The 16832-nt window shown below is 67.8% G+C and carries 16 protein-coding genes; 7 read left to right on the top strand and 9 right to left on the bottom strand.

The genetic code is table 11. The features are described 5' to 3' along the window. Positions 1–124: 124 nt before the first annotated feature. Genes ACGF5O_RS12490 through ACGF5O_RS12510 form a run of 5 tightly spaced genes read right to left on the bottom strand, consistent with a single transcriptional unit; the run spans position 125 to position 5696 of the window. Positions 125–1186 (bottom strand): ABC transporter ATP-binding protein, encoded by a 1062-nt coding sequence (locus tag ACGF5O_RS12490; protein WP_393809849.1) that lies wholly within the window; start codon positions 1184–1186, stop codon positions 125–127. Beyond that, positions 1179–2153 carry an ABC transporter ATP-binding protein gene (locus tag ACGF5O_RS12495; RefSeq protein ID WP_393810126.1) on the bottom strand — a complete coding sequence of 325 codons (975 nt, stop codon included), beginning with the start codon at positions 2151–2153 and terminating at the stop codon, positions 1179–1181. Before ACGF5O_RS12495 ends, ACGF5O_RS12490 begins: the two co-directional genes overlap by 8 nt. A gap of 8 nt (positions 2154–2161) precedes the next feature. Beyond that, complete coding sequence (locus ACGF5O_RS12500; protein ID WP_393809850.1) at positions 2162–3142, bottom strand: ABC transporter permease; 981 nt, start codon at positions 3140–3142, stop codon at positions 2162–2164. After that, positions 3135–4058 (bottom strand): ABC transporter permease, encoded by a 924-nt coding sequence (locus ACGF5O_RS12505; protein WP_362595550.1) that lies wholly within the window; start codon positions 4056–4058, stop codon positions 3135–3137. Before ACGF5O_RS12505 ends, ACGF5O_RS12500 begins: the two co-directional genes overlap by 8 nt. A gap of 6 nt (positions 4059–4064) precedes the next feature. After that, entirely contained in the window at positions 4065–5696 is a 1632-nt protein-coding gene (locus tag ACGF5O_RS12510; RefSeq protein ID WP_393809851.1) for an ABC transporter substrate-binding protein, read from the bottom strand. A gap of 575 nt (positions 5697–6271) precedes the next feature. Between ACGF5O_RS12510 and ACGF5O_RS12515 the strand changes: the two genes are divergently transcribed. The 5 genes from ACGF5O_RS12515 to ACGF5O_RS12535 all read left to right on the top strand — a co-directional run bounded on the left by ACGF5O_RS12515 (position 6272) and on the right by ACGF5O_RS12535 (position 12338). Continuing rightward, positions 6272–7261: an ABC transporter permease gene (locus tag ACGF5O_RS12515; RefSeq protein ID WP_393809852.1), complete on the top strand. Its 990-nt coding sequence runs from the start codon at positions 6272–6274 to the stop codon at positions 7259–7261. An 81-nt stretch (positions 7262–7342) separates the two neighbouring features. Then, a complete protein-coding gene (locus ACGF5O_RS12520; RefSeq protein ID WP_393809853.1) occupies positions 7343–9100 on the top strand; it encodes an ABC transporter substrate-binding protein in 1758 nt (585 codons plus the stop codon). A 101-nt stretch (positions 9101–9201) separates the two neighbouring features. Beyond that, a complete protein-coding gene (locus tag ACGF5O_RS12525) occupies positions 9202–10182 on the top strand; it encodes an ABC transporter permease (protein ID WP_393809854.1) in 981 nt (326 codons plus the stop codon). A gap of 48 nt (positions 10183–10230) precedes the next feature. Further along, complete coding sequence (locus tag ACGF5O_RS12530; RefSeq protein WP_393809855.1) at positions 10231–11268, top strand: ABC transporter ATP-binding protein; 1038 nt, start codon at positions 10231–10233, stop codon at positions 11266–11268. Between the two features lie 26 nt (positions 11269–11294). After that, positions 11295–12338 carry an ABC transporter ATP-binding protein gene (locus tag ACGF5O_RS12535; RefSeq protein ID WP_393809856.1) on the top strand — a complete coding sequence of 348 codons (1044 nt, stop codon included), beginning with the start codon at positions 11295–11297 and terminating at the stop codon, positions 12336–12338. Between the two features lie 142 nt (positions 12339–12480). Here the strand turns inward: ACGF5O_RS12535 and ACGF5O_RS12540 are convergent, their stop codons facing one another. The 3 genes from ACGF5O_RS12540 to ACGF5O_RS12550 form a co-directional block, all read right to left on the bottom strand. Next, positions 12481–13737, bottom strand: coding sequence for an MFS transporter (locus ACGF5O_RS12540; RefSeq protein WP_393809857.1), 1257 nt, complete (start codon positions 13735–13737; stop codon positions 12481–12483). Between the two features lie 112 nt (positions 13738–13849). Continuing rightward, positions 13850–14746, bottom strand: a complete 897-nt coding sequence (locus ACGF5O_RS12545) for a hypothetical protein (RefSeq protein ID WP_393809858.1) — start codon at positions 14744–14746, stop codon at positions 13850–13852. Beyond that, positions 14746–15153, bottom strand: coding sequence for an ATP-binding protein (locus ACGF5O_RS12550; RefSeq protein ID WP_393809859.1), 408 nt, complete (start codon positions 15151–15153; stop codon positions 14746–14748). The genes ACGF5O_RS12545 and ACGF5O_RS12550 overlap by 1 nt, the downstream gene beginning before the upstream one ends. Before the next feature lie 198 nt (positions 15154–15351). Here ACGF5O_RS12550 and ACGF5O_RS12555 point away from each other — a divergent pair, with 198 nt between their 5' ends. Both ACGF5O_RS12555 and ACGF5O_RS12560 read left to right on the top strand, forming a co-directional pair. Further along, on the top strand, positions 15352–16203 hold the full coding sequence (locus tag ACGF5O_RS12555; RefSeq protein WP_393809860.1) for a helix-turn-helix domain-containing protein: 852 nt from the start codon (positions 15352–15354) through the stop codon (positions 16201–16203). An 8-nt stretch (positions 16204–16211) separates the two neighbouring features. Beyond that, complete coding sequence (locus ACGF5O_RS12560; RefSeq protein ID WP_393810127.1) at positions 16212–16451, top strand: DUF397 domain-containing protein; 240 nt, start codon at positions 16212–16214, stop codon at positions 16449–16451. On the opposite strand, the gene ACGF5O_RS12565 is transcribed toward ACGF5O_RS12560, so the two are convergent. Beyond that, positions 16391–16780: a VOC family protein gene (locus ACGF5O_RS12565; RefSeq protein ID WP_393809861.1), complete on the bottom strand. Its 390-nt coding sequence runs from the start codon at positions 16778–16780 to the stop codon at positions 16391–16393. The genes ACGF5O_RS12560 and ACGF5O_RS12565 overlap by 61 nt on opposite strands. Positions 16781–16832 lie beyond the last annotated feature (52 nt).

Genomic DNA, 16832 nt, shown 5'->3' on the forward strand with positions numbered 1-16832 from the left:
GCGCGCTCCGGCCCGTTTACGGCACCCGCACGGCCGTACGCTCATTAGAGTGGCCCGTCCGTATATCGAGACCGGGTCGGCGAAGTTGCCTGCGTGTTAACGCGATTGACCCGCATACGCCCCGTTATGCACCCCGGTTTCCAAGATCGTCCGGCGGCACCACCCGCTTCTCCTCCGCGAAGTGGCAGGCGGAGTCATGCGCCGCCGGCCCCGGCACCAGCCGGAAGGCCGCGGGTACCGCGAGCGCCGGCACCTCGACCGCGCACCGCTCCTCGGCCTTCCAGCACCTCGTGCGGAACCGGCACCCCGAGGGGATGTTCGTCGGCGACGGCACGTCCCCGCTCAGGATGATCCGCTCCCGGTGCTCCCGCGCCTCCGGGTCCGGTACCGGCACCGCGGAGAGCAGGGCCTGGGTGTAGGGATGCGTCGGGTGGTCGTAGATCTCCTCGTCCTTGCCGATCTCCACGATCCGCCCGAGGTACATCACCCCGACCCGGTCCGAGATGTGCCGCACGATCGACAGGTCGTGGGCGATGAAGACGTACGACAGGTCGAAGTCGTTCTGGAGCCGGTCGAGCAGGTTGATCACCTGGGCCTGCACGGAGACGTCGAGCGCGGAGACCGGTTCGTCGGCGACGATCACCTCGGGGCGCAGCGCCAGCCCGCGCGCGATGCCGATGCGCTGCCGCTGGCCGCCGGAGAACTGGTGCGGATAGCGGTTGATGTACTCGGGGTTGAGCCCCACGACGTCCAGCAGCTCCTGCACCCGCCTGCGCCGGTCGCCCTTGGGGGCCGCCTCCGGATGGATCTCGTACGGCTCCCCGATGATGTCGCCGACGGTCATCCTGGGGTTGAGCGAGGTGTACGGATCCTGGAAGACCATCTGGATGTTGCGGCGGACGGTTTTGAGTGCCCGCCCGCTCAACCTGGTGATGTCGTCGCCCTTGTACTTGATCGACCCCGCCGTCGGCCGCTCGAGGTTGACGAGCATCTTGGCGACCGTCGACTTGCCGCAGCCGGACTCCCCGACGATGCCGAGCGTCTCGCCCTTGTTGAGCGTGAAGTCGACACCGTCAACGGCCTTGACGGCACCGATGTGCTTCTTGATCAAGATGCCCTGGGTCAAGGGGTAGTACTTGACCAGTCCACTCACTTCCAGGATCGGCTCAACCACCCGCTCAACCATTGAGGCACTCCCTCCAGAAGTGACAGGCGCTGCCCCGGTGCTGGTCCACCTCGTACAGCGGCGGCTCGTCGGTACGGCAGACGTCCTGGGCCATCGGGCAGCGGGGGTTGAAGGCGCACCCCGGAGGGATGTTCATCAGGTTGGGCGGCAGGCCCTTGATGGCGTAGAGCTCCTGCCCCTTCTGGTCGAGGCGCGGGATCGAGTCGAGGAGCCCGCGCGTGTAGGGGTGGGCGGGCGCCTTGTAGATGGCGTGCACGGGCGCGGACTCGACGATCCGCCCCGCGTACATCACGGCGATCCGGTCGGCGACGTCCGCGACCACCCCCAGGTCGTGGGTGATGAGGATCAGCCCCATGTGGTACTCGCGCTGCAACTCCGCGAGCAGGTCCATGACCTGGGCCTGCACGGTCACGTCGAGGGCGGTCGTCGGCTCGTCGGCGATGATGAGCGCCGGTTCCAGGGCGAGCGCCATGGCGATCATGATGCGCTGGCGCATGCCCCCGGAGAACTGGTGCGGATAGTCCCGCACCCGCTGGGCGGCGGCCGGGATCCGCACCCGGTCCATCAGCTCGACGGCCCTGGCCCGCGCGTCCTTCCTGGACATCCCTCGGTGCACGACGAACATCTCGCCGAGCTGGTCGCCCACGCTCAGCACCGGGTTGAGCGCCGACAACGCGTCCTGGAAGATCATCGCCATCTCGGCGCCCCGGATCTTCCGCCTCTCCTCCTCCTTCAGCTTCAGCAGGTCGCGGCCCCGGAAGAGGATCTCGCCCCCGCCGATCCGCCCGGGTGGCGTGTCCAGGATCCCCATCACGGCCTGGGCGGTGACCGACTTACCGGATCCCGACTCGCCCAGCACGGCGAGCGTCTCCCCCTCGCCGACGGCGTAGGAGACTCCGTTGACCGCCTTGGCGACCCCGTCCCTGGTCCGGAACTCCACGTGCAGATCGCGCACTTCGAGCAGCACGGCGGCGCTCACCTCAGCTTCGGGTCGAGGGCGTCGCGCACCGCGTCGCCGAGCATGATGAAGGCCAGGACGGTGAGCGCGAGGGCCCCGGACGGCCACAGCAGCGCGTGCGGGGCGTTGCGGATGTAGGGCGAGGCGGCGGAGATGTCGATGCCCCAGGAGACGCTGGGCGGCTTCAGGCCGACGCCGAGGTACGACAGGGTCGCCTCCAGGGCGATGTAGGTGCCGAGGGCGATGGTCGCGACGACGATCACGGGGGCCACCGCGTTGGGTGCGATGTGCCGCAGCAGGATCCGGGAGTCGGAGGCGCCGAGGGCGCGGGCGGCCTGGACGTAGTCGTTCTGTTTGGCGGTGATCACCGAACCGCGGGCGATCCGGGAGATCTGGGGCCAGCCGAGCAGCACCATGAACCCGATGACCGGCCAGACCGTATTGCTCGTCACCACCGAGAGGAGGACGAGACCGCCGAGGACGACCGGGATCGCGAAGAAGACGTCGGTGATCCGGGACAGCACCGAGTCCCAGACGCCGCCGTAGAACCCGGCGAGCCCGCCGAGCACCGACCCGAGCAGCGCGACCCCGAGCGTGGCGCAGACGCCCACCGTGACGGACGTACGGGCGCCGTAGACGGTCCGCGTGTAGACGTTGCAGCCCTGCCCGTCGTAGCCGAAGGGGGCGCCCGGCTGGGAGCCCTCCTGGGCCTTGGCGAGGTCGCACTTGAGGGGGGAGCCGGAGGCGATCAGGGACGGCCACAGGGAGATGACGACGAGGAAGAGGATGACGAGGGCGGAGACGAGGAAGACCGGGTTGCGCCGCAGGTCCCGCCAGGCGTCGGACCAGAGGGAGCGCGGCCTGCCGGCCGGGCCGGTGCCGAGCGGTCCCCCCGGCGTCCGTTCCAGCGTCTGCGCCTCGCTCGCCGCCAGGTCCATCGCCCCGCCCGCCCCGGTCCCCGCGATGGCCCGGTCCTGTTCGAACGGCTGCTCAGGCATAGCGGATCCTCGGGTCGAGTACGGCGTAGAGCAGGTCCACCAGGAGGTTGGCCACCAGGAACACCAGGACCAGCACGGTCACGAACCCCACCACCGTCTGGGTGTTCTGCCGCAGGATGCCCTGGTAGAGCTGGTAGCCGACGCCGTGGATGTTGAAGATCCGCTCGGTGACGATCGCGCCGCCCATCAGCGCGCCGATGTCGGTGCCGATGAAGGTGACGACGGGGATGAGCGAGTTGCGCAGCAGGTGCCTGGTGACGACCCGGCGACGGGGCAGGCCTTTGGCGACGGCCGTACGGACGTAGTCGCTCCGCTTGTTCTCGGCGATGGAGGTCCGGGTCAGCCGGGTGACATAGGCGAGCGACACGGAGGCGAGCACCAGTCCCGGCACGATCAGCTCGCCGAAGGTGGCCTCCGGGGAGACGGAGGGTTTGATCCATCCCCACTCCACGCCCAGCAGCAGCTGGAGCAGCAGACCGGTGACGAAGGTCGGTACGGAGATGACGACCAGGGTGGCCAGCAGCACTCCGGTGTCGACGGGGCGTCCGCGCCGCAGCCCGGTCACCACACCCAGCGTGATGCCGATGACGATCTCGAGGACGATCGCCACGATCGTCAGCCGGATGGTGACGGGGAACGCGGTGGACATCAGCTCGGTGACCGGCTGCCCGTTGAACGCCGTACCGAAGTCGCCGGTGAAGACGTTCCCCATATAGGTGAGGTATTGCTGCCACACCGGCTTGTCGAGCCCGAACTCCTTCTTCAACTGGGCGGCCGTCGCCGGGTCGCAGGCGCGCTCACCGCACAGCCCGGCGATCGGATCGCCCATCACGTTGACCATGAGGAAGATCAGCAGCGTGGCCCCGACGAACACCGGGATCATCTGGAGCAGCCGCCGGACGACGTAGCGTCCCATGCCGGTTCAGCTGACCTTGATCTCGTTGTAGACGGGGACGCTGAACGGGTTGAGGGCGACGTTCGACAGCCGCTCGGAGTAGCCGGCGCTGCCGTTCTGGTACCAGAGCGGAATGGCCGCCATGTTGTCGCGGACGACCCCCTCGGCCTGCTGGAACGTGGACACGGCCTTGGCGGTGTCGGTCTCGGCGTTGGCCTGGTCGACGAGCTTGTCGAAGTCCTTGTTGGACCACTTGCCGTCGTTGGAGGAGGCGTTGGTGTAGTAGAGCGGCTGGAGGAAGTTCTGGATGAGCGGGTAGTCCATCTGCCAGCCCGCGCGGAACGGCCCGGTCATCTTGTGCTGCCCGATCTGGTTGCGGAAGTCGGCGAAGGTGCCCACCGGATTCCCGACGCACGCCTTGTCGTTGCCGAGTGCGTTGTTGATGGAGTTGCACACGGCGTCCACCCACATCCTGTGCGAGCCGGTGTCGGCGTTGTACGTGATCTTGAGCTGGCCGCCGGGCAGCCCCCCGCCCTCCTGGATGAGCTTCTTGGCCTGCTCCGGGTCGTAGTCGCAGGCGCTCCCGCACAGCCCTTCCTTGAAGCCGCCCTCCGTGCCGAGCACCGGCGAGGTCCAGTCGGTGGCCGGGGTGCGGGTGTTCTGGAAGATGGTGTCGGTGATCTGCTTCCGGTTGATCGCCATGGAGAGGCCGGTGCGGACCTTCTCCGCGCCGCTCCTGCTCCAGGCGCTGTCGTAGTAGGGGAAGGCGAGCGTCTGGATGATGCCGGCCGGAGTGTTGATGTAACGGCTGCCGAGATCGTTCTTGACGTTCTTCAGCTGCGACGCGGGAACGTCGTCGACGAGGTCGAGGTTGCCGGCGATGAGGTCGGTGTAGGCGGTGTCGCTGTCCGTGTAGACCTTGAGGGTCACTCCGTCGTTCTGTGCCTTGTCGGCGCCGGGATAGCCGTCCCACTTCTTCAGGGACATCTGCGAGCCCTTGGTGTAGGACTCGATGCGGTACGGCCCGTTGCCGACCGGCTGCGCCAGCCAGCCGGCGTGGTCGGTGAAGAAGGACTGCGGCAGCGGGGCGAAGGCCGCGTAGCCGAGGGTGTCGGGGAAGCTGGAGAACTTCTGGTTGAGCGCGACGGTGAAGGTCTTGCCGTCGACGACCTTGAGTCCGCTCAAGGTGTCGGCGGTCTGGGAGCCGGTGTCCGGGTGGACCTTGTCGTAGCCCTGGATGTAGCCGAAGAAGTAGGCGTTCTTCTGGTTGTTCTTGAGGCTCGCCCCGTAGTTCCACGCGTCGACGAACGACTTGGCGGTGACCTTCTCGCCGTTGCTGAACGTCCAGCCGTCCTTCAGCGTGACCGTGAAGTTCTGCGAGTCGCTCGTGTCGATCTTCTGGGCGAGCATGTCCTCGGCCTTGCCGGTCTTCGGGTCGTACTTCTTCAGACCCCGGAAGATCATGTCCAGGACCTTGCCGCCCTGGACCTCGTTGGTGTTGGCCGGCTCCAAGGGGTTCTGCGGGTCGCCCCAGGAGGAGCTGAGCACGCCGCTCCCGCCTCCGCCGCCCCCGCTGCCGCCACCGCCCCCGCAGGCCGTGGCGGCGAGCGCCACCACCACCGCGCAGGCCGCCCCTCGGGCGTGCGTGGCTGAACGCATGGCGTGCCTCCTCCGTGAACGGTGAACAGTGATCGTTGATCGGTGCACCGGCGGATCCACAGATGCCCCACTATCGGTCAATATCGACCAAACAGGTCGATACCGCTCACCCACTGCCCCGAACGGCGGCCCCCGAGAGCCCCATGACGACCTTTAGAGGGACACGTCACCCGATTGCAGGCGACCCTCCCGGACCCTCTTGAGGATCTTGCGACGGCGGCGCAATGGATCTCCGCACAACGATGCCGAAACGTTGGATTGCGACCTGCCCATGTACGCATTTCGGCACCCTGGCGTCCGCATAACGAACTCATTGCCCGTTTCGCGCTTTTTGCCCGAACTAAAGCACGGTGCGATTACGAGGCGCTACCCGCGTAGCTACGGAACGGTCAAGGCCAGGCAAAGAAGGTAAATAGAAACCCAAGCCGCCCGAGAATTTATTGACCTTGAATGAATTGCGTTGAAAAAGTCCGGCGTAGCCCGTAGGGGAGAGTGCCCTGCGGAGTCATCAGACCCTCCCTTGGGCCAGGAGCACCATGACCCCCCCAACTCCATCCGCGGCTGCCCCGCTTGAGGTGACCGACGAGACCACGAAGAAGTCGACCACTTCGGACGGCTCGAAGGGCAGCGAGAGCAGGTCGCCGGGCCGCCTGGCCTGGAAGCGCTTCAAGCGCGACCGTACGGGCGTTATATCCGCTTACGTCGTGATCTTCTTCTTCGTGATCGCGATCGCGGCCCCGCTCATAGCGAAGCTGTACGGGAAGAACCCGTACACGACGTACGCGAGCGACCGCCCCGAGCTGCTCGACGCCTTCTCCTATCCGGCAGGGCCCAACGGCGGCATGAGCTCGGAGTTCTGGTTCGGCATCGAGCCGCAGCTGGGGCGGGACGTCTTCACGTTCCTGATCTACGGCATCCGGACCTCGCTCGGCATCGCGGTCGCCGCGACGATCCTGACCTGTGTCGTGGGTGTCATCGTCGGCATCACGGCGGGTTACCTGGGCGGCAGGACGGACTACTTCGTCGGCCGTGTCATCGACATCCTGCTGTCGTTCCCGTCGACGCTCTTCTTCATCGCCTTCATGCCGGTTGTCTACGGCATCTTCGTGGCCCCCGACGACGACATCCCGACCTGGCTCCGGGCCACCTCACTGATCCTGGTGCTCTCCGCCTTCGGCTGGGCTTCCATCGCCCGCCTGCTGCGCGGTCAGGTGCTCGGTCTGCGGGAGCGCGAGTTCGTCGAAGCCGCCAAGGTCACGGGCGCGTCTCCGATGCGCATCGTGTTCAAGGAACTTCTGCCCAACCTGTGGACGCCGATCATCATCCAGTCCACGCTCATGCTGCCGGCCTACGTGACCGCCGAGGCCGGCCTGGCGTTCCTCGGCGTCGGCATCATCGACCCGACCCCGGACTGGGGCGTGATGATCCAGCGAGGCGCCCAGTTCTACAGCGAGGACTTCACCTTCATGCTCTTCCCGGGCCTCTCGATGGTGATCTTCGTCCTCGCGTTCAACCTGCTCGGTGACTCCGTGCGCGACGCACTCGACCCGAAGTCCAAGCGGTAGCACTCAGTTCCATCCGGCCCGGTTCAACGACGTCCGGCTGGTCCCGACCGTTCCGAATTGACCCCTACAGGCAGGCTCGACATGTCTTTTTCTCGCAGAAACTTCCTCATCGCGACCGGTGTGGCCGCGGCTTCCACCACCGTGTTGAGCGCCTGCAGCAGCGGTGACGACAGCAAGAGCGCGTCCAAGATCCCGTCGGTCTCCGACGCGAAGACCATGAACATCCCGGTCGGCACCAAGGCCGACTCGACCGGTCCGGCCGCCGAGGTCGCCGGCGCGGTCAAGGGCGGGACGATCTACTCGCTCGACCAGTTCGACATGGACCACCTGGACCCGGCGCAGATCTACGTGTCGACCGAGGGTGCCATCACGCGTCCGATCCTGCGCGGTCTGACCGGCTACAAGGTCGACGACAAGGGCGGCGCCACCCTGGTCGGCGACGTCGCGACCGACGCCGGCACCATGAAGGACGGCGGCAAGACCTGGTCGTTCACGATCAAGGACGGCATCAAGTGGGAGGACGGCGCCGAGCTGTCCATGGACGACGTCCGCCACTCCTTCGAGCGTCTCTTCGCCGACTTCGTCACCGAGGGTCCCCGCTACGTCCAGCAGTGGCTGGTCGGCGGCGACAAGTACAAGGGCCCCTACAGCGGCAAGAGCCTCGCCTCCATCGAGGTCTCGGGCAAGACGATCACCTTCACCCTGACCGAGGCCCGCACCGACTTCAACTACACCCTGGCCATGCCGGGTTACGGCCTGGTGCCGAAGAAGCACGACACCAAGGAGGCGTACGACAAGCGTCCGTACGCCCTCGGTCCCTACAAGATCGAGAGCCGTAGCGTCGGCAAGTCGCTGACCTTCTCGCGCAACGAGCACTGGGACGCGGCCACGGACCCGATCCGCAACGCCTACCCGGACAAGTTCGTCTTCCAGTTCGGCTTCCAGCCGGTCGCCTCCACCGACCGCTACATCGCCGACAAGGGCAACGACCAGTACGCGATGTCGATCTTCAACGAGGTCGCCGCCGAGCGCATCGCCCAGGTCCTCACCAACGCCACGCTGAAGAAGCGCGTCCTCACCCAGGTCGACACGGTCACCTACTACTGGCCGATCAACATGACCCGGGTCAAGGACGTCAAGGTCCGCCAGGCGATCAACTGGGCGTGGCCGCACCAGCAGCTGCAGACCATCCGCGGTGGCCGCTCCACCAGCGAGCTGGCGACCACGATCCTCAGCCCGGTGACCCCCGGCTACACCAAGTTCGACCTGTACGGCGTGGACAAGAAGCCGGGCGGCGACGCGGCCAAGGCCAAGGCCCTGCTGAAGGAAGCCGGCCAGGAGGGCTACAAGCTGGTCATCGCGTACCAGCAGTCCGACAACGCCGTGAAGCAGGCCGTCGCGATCAAGAACGCTCTGGAGGCGGCCGGCTTCACGGTCGTCAACAAGCAGATCGACAAGACGACCTTCTACACCCAGATCGGCAAGATCGACAACGGCTACGACCTGTTCGCGGCCGGCTGGAGCCCGGACTGGCCGAACGGCTACTCGGTCTTCTACCCCTGCTGGAGCGGCGAGAACATCGGCGACGGCCGGAGCAACTACGCCCAGCTGAACGACCCGAGCGTCAACAAGGCGATCAACGCCGCTGCCAAGATCGCCGACACCGCCGCGGCCAACAAGGCCTGGGGTGCCGTCGACAAGCAGATCATGGAGCTCTCCGCGGTGGTCCCGGACTACCACTCCATCCGCAACTGGATGTACGGATCCAAGATCGGCAACGTCGTGTACGACGCCGGCAACACCTGCATCGCGCTCACCAAGCTGTACGCCAAGAAGTAAGCGTCTGCCCCCCGGGGGACGGCCACGACCCGGCCGTCCCCCTACGGCCCACCCCCCTCTTGCCCCCGGCGACGGCGCCCCGTCCGGAAAGTCACGGCCCCATGTTCCGCTTCCTTGTCCGCCGAGTTCTCGGCGCGCTGGTCATCCTGTTGATCATCAGCGCCGTCACCTTCTGGCTCTTCTACGCCATCCCGCGTGACCCCGCCACCATGTCCTGCGGCAAGAACTGCACGCCCGACATGCTGGCTCAGATCCGGAAGAACCTGGGCATCGACCACCCGGTTCCGGTGCAGTACTGGGAGTGGCTCAAGGGTGTCTTCGTCGGCCGCGACTACGCCGGCTTCGGGCACTGCGACGCCCCCTGCCTCGGTTACTCGTTCGCCAACCGCGAGCCTGTCCTCGGCACGATCATGGACCGGCTGCCGCTGACCCTCTCGCTCGCCTTCGGCGCGGCCGTCGTCTTCCTCGTCTTCGGTGTCGGCGCGGGCATGCTGGCCGCCGTCAAGCAGGGCAAGTGGCAGGACAAGGTGGCCAGCTCGGCATCTCTGCTGGGTTCCTCGCTCCAGATCTACTTCGTCGGCTACCTGGCGATGTACCTGTTCGTCGCCAAGCTCGGCATCCTCGACAACCCGTCCTACACCCCGCTCACCCAGGATCCCGCCGCCTGGGCTTCCGGGCTGCTGCTGCCCTGGCTGGTCCTCGCGATCATCTTCACCGCGAACTACACCCGCATGGCCCGCTCGCAACTCGTGGAGCAGTTGAGCGAGGACTACGTGCGGACGGCCCGTGCGAAGGGCCTGTCCTCGCGCAACGTGTTCTTCCGGTTCGCCTGGCGCGGCGCGATGGGCCCCATCGTCACCGTCTTCGGCATCGACCTGGGCACGCTCATCGGCGGCGCGATCATCACCGAGTACACCTTCAGCCTCCAGGGCATCGGCCGGCTCGCGGTGGACTCGGTGGACAAGAGCGACCTGCCCATGGTCCTGGGCGTCACCCTGTTGTCCGCCGGTGCGATCGTGTTCTTCAACATCATCGTCGACGCCGTCTACGCCCTCATCGACCCGCGGATCCGGCTCGCCTGACCTCCGCCCCACCCCCGACCTCTCGCATCACCCCCCAGGAGCGTCACCGTGACGAGCACCGATCAGCAGCCGTTCCTCTCCGTCAAAGACCTCAAAGTGCACTTCTCCACCGAGGACGGCATCGTCAAGGCCGTCGACGGGCTCAGTTTCGACCTCGTCAAGGGCCAGACGCTCGGCATCGTGGGCGAGTCGGGCTCCGGCAAGTCCGTCACCAACCTGACGATCCTGGGTCTGCACGACCCCGCCCGCACGCAGATCGACGGTGAGATCCTGCTCGACAGCAAGGAGCTGCTCACGGCCTCCGAGCGAGAGCTGGAGAAGCTGCGCGGCAACAAGATGTCGATGATCTTCCAGGACGCGCTGGCGTCGTTGTCGCCGTACCACACCATCGGCACCCAGATCGCCGAGACCTACCGCAAGCACACCGGCGCCTCCAAGAAGGAGTCCCGGGCGCGGGCGATCGAGATGCTGAAGCGGGTCGGGATCCCGCAGCCGGACGTCCGGGTCGACGACTACCCGCACCAGTTCTCCGGCGGTATGCGCCAGCGCGCGATGATCGCGATGGCCCTGGTCTGCGACCCGGAGCTGCTGATCGCCGACGAGCCGACCACCGCGCTCGACGTGACGGTCCAGGCCCAGATCATGGACCTCCTCAAGGACCTCCAGCAGGAGTTCGGCACCGCGATCATCTTCATCACCCACGACCTCGGAGTCATCGCCGACATCGCGGACGACGTCCTGGTGATGTACGGCGGCCGGTGCGTGGAGCGCGGTACCAAGAAGCAGGTGCTGGGTACGCCGCAGCACCCGTACACGCTGGGCCTGCTCAACTCGATGCCGACCCTCGAAGGACCGGTCGACGTCCCGCTGTCGCCGATTCCCGGTTCGCCGCCGTCGCTGCTCAACCCGCCCTCCGGCTGCCGTTTCCACCCGCGCTGCGCGTTCGCGGACAAGGTTTCGGGCGGGCGGTGCTCCAGCGAGCGCCCGGTGCTCGACGTGGTCGAGGGCCGTGGGTCGGCCTGCCACCTGGAGCTGAGCCAGCGCGACGAACTCTTCGCCGACTACGCCGCCACCGGCCACAAGTGACGGACACGAGACGGGATTTCACGACCATGAGCAACACCACCCCCCTCCTGGACGTCTCCGGGCTGACCAAACACTTCCCGATCAAGGGCGGCTTCCCGATCAAGCGCACGATCGGCGCGGTGCAGGCCGTGGACGGCCTGGACTTCCAGGTCGCCGAGGGCGAGAGCCTGGGCCTGGTCGGCGAGTCCGGCTGCGGAAAGTCGACGACCGGGCGGCTGATCACCCGGCTGCTGGAGCCGACGGGCGGCAAGGTCTCCTACCGCGGCCAGGACATCACCCACGCCAACCGCAGGCAGCTGGCGCCGATCCGGTCCGAGATCCAGATGATCTTCCAGGACCCGTACGCGTCCCTCAACCCGAGGCAGACGGTCGGCAAGATCATCGCGGGTCCGATGGAGATCAACGACATCAACCCGCCCGGCGGCCGCGAGGCCCGGGTCCGCGAGCTCCTGGAGATCGTCGGCCTGAACCCCGAGCACTTCAACCGCTTCCCGCACGAGTTCTCCGGCGGCCAGCGCCAGCGCATCGGCGTGGCCCGCGCGCTCGCCCTGGAACCGAAGCTGATCGTCGCCGACGAGCCGGTCTCCGCCCTGGACGTCTCCATCCAGGCGCAGGTCGTGAACCTTCTCCAGAAGGTCCAGCGGGAACTGGGCATCGCCTTCGTCTTCATCGCCCACGACCTGGCGATCGTGCGGCACTTCTCGCAGCGCGTCGCGGTCATGTACCTCGGTAAGATCGTGGAGATCGCCGACCGCGAGGACCTGTACGACAACCCGCGCCACCCCTACACGCGGGCCCTGCTGTCCGCCGTGCCCGAGGCGACGGTGGACGTGGAGCCGCGCGAGCGGATCCGCCTGGTCGGTGACGTCCCGTCCCCGATCAACCCGCCGTCCGGCTGCCGCTTCCGCACCCGCTGCTGGAAGGCGACGGAGAAGTGCGCGACGGAGGCCCCGCCGCTGGTCCAGGCCGACGGCAACAAGCCCGGCCACCTCACCGCGTGCCACTATCCTGAGGTGCAGGGCACGATTCCCGCCCCGCGTTTCTCCAAGGACCCCGAGGCCGCGGCCTGACACACCCCTTTTCCGTCAGCCGCCGCCTGCGGAACGGACTTTCATTGGCCCATTGACCCGAGCCCTGAACGTCCGCTCCAGGGGAGCAGGGGCCCGCACCTCCCCAGGTGCGGGCCCTTCTCGTTGCCGGTCGGCGGCGCCCTCAGGAAGCGGTACCGGCTTCGAGGCGCTCGGGCTCGGCCGTGTCAGCTGTCCGCAGCGACCGCACCCCGGGCGACAGGAGCGCGGCCAGGGTGGCCGTGATGATCAGGGCGGCGCAGACGACGAGCATCCGGTCGGTGCCGAAGGTGTCGGCGGCGGGGCCTGCCAGCGCGAGGCCGAGTGGCGCGAGGGCGAGCGAGCCGAACCAGTCGTAGGAGCTGACCCGGGACAGGGCCTCCTCGGGGACTTCGCGCTGCACGGTGGTGGACCACAGCACGCCGAAGAAGTCCAGGCTGACGCCGGCGGCGAAGGCGCCCGCGGCGACGGCCCACAGCGGTGCGCCGGCCCCGAGGAGGGCCGGTGGCAGGGCGGACGGGAGGGTGAACAGGACCGCCGCCAGGATCGGCCGGGTCACGCGCGCACGGGCCGCGATCCCGGCGCCCGCCACGGCCCCCAGCGCCTGCGCGGCCACCACCAGCGACCATGCGCGGGCCCCGCCGAAGTGAGCGCTCGCGGCCAGCGGACCCAGCACGCCGGCATTGGCGTTCATGGCGGCCACCACCAGGGAGAACTGGACGACGACCACCCACAGCCACTGCCGGGAGGCGAACTCCCGCCAGCCCTCGCGCAGGTCGGCCCAGCCCGAGGCGGACTTCCGCTGCCGACGCGGCAGCCGCAGAGACGACGTGAGTGCGGCGCTGACCACGAACGAAAGACCGTTGACGAGCAGCGCCCAGCCCGCGCCGACCCATGCGACGGTCACGCCGGACAGGGCCAGCCCCAGCAGGAGGGAGGTGTTGGTGCCGACCCGCAGCAGGCCGTTGGCCCGCTGGAGGATCCCGGACGGCACCAGCTGCGGGACGACCCCGTCCATCGCGGGCCCGAAGAGAGCGGTCGCGGTGCCGGCCGTGACGGCGAGTGCGCAGAGCGCGGCGACGGGGGCGTGGCCGCTGAGCACCATGGCCGCGAGTCCGCCGTAGGAAAGGGCGCCCAGCACGTCCGACACGGCCATCAACGCGGAGCGGGACACCCGGTCCGCGATCACCCCGCCCACCAGGACCAGCGCGAGCTGCGGGACCGCCTGGCAGGCGACGACGAGCGAGAGGTCGCCCGGGGTCGCGCCGGGCAGCGAGAGCACCGCGAAGGCCAGCGCGATCCGGGCGAACCCGTTGCCGAGAACGGAGATGATCCGGGCGAGCGCGAGGCGCACGAAACCGGCGTTGCGCAGCAGGGAAGGGGGGTGCTCAGCGGCAGACATGGACGGGCACCCTACGCCTCCGCCGCCGCACGCAAGCCGCCGTCACGCACGCTTCCCGCCACGTACGGATCACGGGCCGGGCTTCCCCGACCCGCGCCCAGACCTCCGCCGTTCAGGACTCGGCGAACAGCTCGGCAACATCCGTGACGTGCACCGCCCGCTGGGCCCAGGTTTCGAGCTGGTCCAGATCGGTGCAGGCATCCACCCGCTCACGGACCGCATCACTCACCGGGATGCCGCGCCACTCCAGGACCCGCAGGACCATCTCAGCGCACTGCTGAACACGCCCCTCCTCCCGCCCCTCCTCGCGCCCTTCCTCCCGCACCTGCTCCGCCAGCGGGTGCCGCCAGAAGTACTGCATCGCCGTCATCAGGTCCCTCCACATCTGCTTCGCCCGGGGATCGACCAGGCACGAATCGACGAACTGCACGAACACCGCGGCACTGTCACGGTCGATGGTCTTCAGGGCGGCTGCCAGCGATTCCAGTATGGCCGCAGCATTCCGGCCCCGCCCGTGTGTCATGGCCGAAAGCACCGCGAGAGGTACGTCCCGCACCGCCTCCCGCTCATCCGCGATCACCGGTACATTCTCCGGCCCCAGCACCAACGGGCGCACGATCAACGACTCCCACCCCGGAAAGCCGAGCTGGATCGGTTGCGCCGCCCACCGCGCCGTCGCCCTGCTCTGCGTGGTCACGATCAGCACCGGCTCACACCGGTACTTCTCATACAGATACGACAGGTAGTACGGCCAACTGCCACGCTTCCTCTCGTCCGGCTGCCCCTGCGACTCCACGACCAGGAGATACGTCCCCGTATCCGTCTCCGCCCGCAGCAACGTGTCCACCCGACGCTCGACCGGCTCGATCTCCGTCAGGTCCACGTTCATCGCCGCGATCTCCCGCGGCTGCGGGAACGGCACCCCCAGCACCCGCTGCAACGCATGCGTCAGCAACCCAGGATCCTTCTGGAAGATCCGGTGCAACGCCTCATGCGTCGACCCCACCATCACGCCACCCCCAACTCGCACCACACGTACTTGCCCCGGTCGCCGAAGCGGGACGAGGGCTGCCAGCCCCAGCAGTCGGCACACGCCACCACCAGACCCAGCCCCCGCCCCGCCTCATCAAGGTCCGTCACCGCCTCCAACGACCCCGGCGGCTCCGGAGGCACGGGATCCGCATCCCACGCCCCGATCCACACAACGCCCTCCGGGGAGCGCCGGACCCTGAGCGCCGCCGGCCCCTTCGTGTGCCGTACGGCGTTCGAGACCAGCTCCGCCGCCAGCAGTTCTGCCGTTTCCGCGAGTCCGATCAACCCGTGCATGGTCAGGATCAGGCGCAGGGTGCGGCGGCAGATGGTGACCGCTCTGAGGTCGTTGGGGACGTAGAGCGTGTAGTCCCAGGTCTCGGGCATGCGTCATCAACTCCGTTGCAGGGGAAGGGGTTTCACGCACGGTGGCATCGCCGCACGGCAGGGGTGCGGTGCACTTCCACAGCGTGACCGTTACATCACCGACGGTAGAGTCATAATTTGGGACGACGCAAGTCGCTGCCGTAATCTTCCCCTCGAACGAGGTCCCGCTTCACGGCAGTTCCTGGCGAGGAGGAAGAGATGACGCGCAGGAAACAACCCACTGCACGCCAGGCGCGTCTGGGTTCCGAGCTGCGCAAACTCCGCGAGGCCGCCGGACTCAAAGGGCTGGAGGCCGCCGCGCTGCTCGGGACGGACTCGGCGCAGATCAGCCAGATCGAATTCGGTACGGCAGGCGTGAGCGAGGACCGGGTGCGGCGGCTCGCCGCCCATTACTCCTGCACGGACGCGGAGTTGATCGAGGCGTTGGTGGCGGTGGCGACGGACCGGACCCGGGGGTGGTGGGAGGAGTACCGGAGGCTGCTGCCGACCTCGTTCCTGGATCTCGCCGAGCTGGAGTACCACTCCTCGTACCGGCTCGACGTGGAGTTCCTGCACATCCCCGGCCTGTTCCAGACAGAGGACTACGCCCGCGCCATCTTCTCCTACCGGGTGCCCGAACTCCCGACGGGCGATCTTGAGCTGCGCGTACGCCACCGCATGGCACGCAAGGCGGTCTTGGAGAAGCCGACCCGGGTTCCTTACGAGGCCGTGATCCACGAGGGGGCTCTGCGCATCAGGGTGTGCGACCGCGCCGCCGCACGTGCTCAGCTCGGCCGTCTCCTGGATTTCTCCGAGGCGGAGCACATCACCCTACGGATCATCCCGTTCGACCTGGACGGCTTCGCCGGAGCGACGAACGCCATGATGTACGCGGGCGGTGCCGTGCCCAAGCTGGACACGGCGGTACGCGATGCTCCGCAGGGCGCGGGGTTCATCGACTCCGAGGCCCAACTCGGCGCATTTCGAACGCTCTTCCGTAAGGTGGAGTCCGCGTCCCTCGACCCCGAGCGGTCGCGCGACTTCATCCACAACCTGACGAAAGAGCTGTGAGGCACACCGTGGCCCCTGACACCTGGCGCAGGTCGTCCTACTCGGGAAGCGGCGACGGCAACAACTGCGTCGAGGTAGCCCCCTGCCCCACCCACATATTCATCCGCGACTCGAAAGACCCCACCAGAGCCCCCCTCGCCTTCCGCCCCCACACCTTCGCCGTCTTCCTCGACGCCTTGCAGACCGCTCAGCCCCGAGCCACCAGCTCCGCCTCGAACCCGTCCTCGTTCTCCAGGTACGCCGCGTAGTGGTCCGGGCCGCCGGCGTGTGGGTGGCGGGCCGGGAACAGGAGTGTCCACCCGTGTTCCGGAGCCGCCTGCGCCAGCGCGTCGACCGTCGTCCGGTCCGGTGCGCGGAACGCCAGGTGGTTCAGGCCCGGCCGCATACGGTCGTACCCGGCGTCACCGTCCCGCATCGCCGGTGATCGCTCGACCACCACATACGTCTCCCCCAGCCGCCAGCTCCGCCCGTCCGGCCAGTTCTGGTACGGCGTCCAGCCCAGGTTTCCCAGCAGCCAGCCCCAGGACTCCGTCGCCCGGTCCAGGTCAGGCACCCACAGCTCTACGTGATGAAGCACCCTCAGCTCCAGGGAAGTTGATAGAAGCTCAAGAAGAAAGCCGTTCCTGACC

Source organism: Streptomyces sp. NPDC048291, from assembly GCF_043201715.1.
Taxonomy (GTDB): Bacteria; Actinomycetota; Actinomycetes; order Streptomycetales; family Streptomycetaceae; genus Streptomyces.

Excerpts from the sequence above, each read along its gene's own strand:
- ACGF5O_RS12540 (WP_393809857.1), bottom strand. The coding sequence starts at position 13,737 with ATGTCTGCCGCTGAGCACCCCCCTTCCCTGCTGCGCAACGCCGGTTTC.
- ACGF5O_RS12525 (WP_393809854.1), top strand. The coding sequence starts at position 9,202 with ATGTTCCGCTTCCTTGTCCGCCGAGTTCTCGGCGCGCTGGTCATCCTG.
- ACGF5O_RS12520 (WP_393809853.1), top strand. The coding sequence starts at position 7,343 with ATGTCTTTTTCTCGCAGAAACTTCCTCATCGCGACCGGTGTGGCCGCG.
- ACGF5O_RS12535 (WP_393809856.1), top strand. The coding sequence starts at position 11,295 with ATGAGCAACACCACCCCCCTCCTGGACGTCTCCGGGCTGACCAAACAC.
- ACGF5O_RS12550 (WP_393809859.1), bottom strand. The coding sequence starts at position 15,153 with ATGCCCGAGACCTGGGACTACACGCTCTACGTCCCCAACGACCTCAGA.
- ACGF5O_RS12555 (WP_393809860.1), top strand. The coding sequence starts at position 15,352 with ATGACGCGCAGGAAACAACCCACTGCACGCCAGGCGCGTCTGGGTTCC.
- ACGF5O_RS12490 (WP_393809849.1), bottom strand. The coding sequence starts at position 1,186 with ATGGTTGAGCGGGTGGTTGAGCCGATCCTGGAAGTGAGTGGACTGGTC.
- ACGF5O_RS12545 (WP_393809858.1), bottom strand. The coding sequence starts at position 14,746 with ATGGTGGGGTCGACGCATGAGGCGTTGCACCGGATCTTCCAGAAGGAT.
- ACGF5O_RS12510 (WP_393809851.1), bottom strand. The coding sequence starts at position 5,696 with ATGCGTTCAGCCACGCACGCCCGAGGGGCGGCCTGCGCGGTGGTGGTG.
- ACGF5O_RS12500 (WP_393809850.1), bottom strand. The coding sequence starts at position 3,142 with ATGCCTGAGCAGCCGTTCGAACAGGACCGGGCCATCGCGGGGACCGGG.
- ACGF5O_RS12505 (WP_362595550.1), bottom strand. The coding sequence starts at position 4,058 with ATGGGACGCTACGTCGTCCGGCGGCTGCTCCAGATGATCCCGGTGTTC.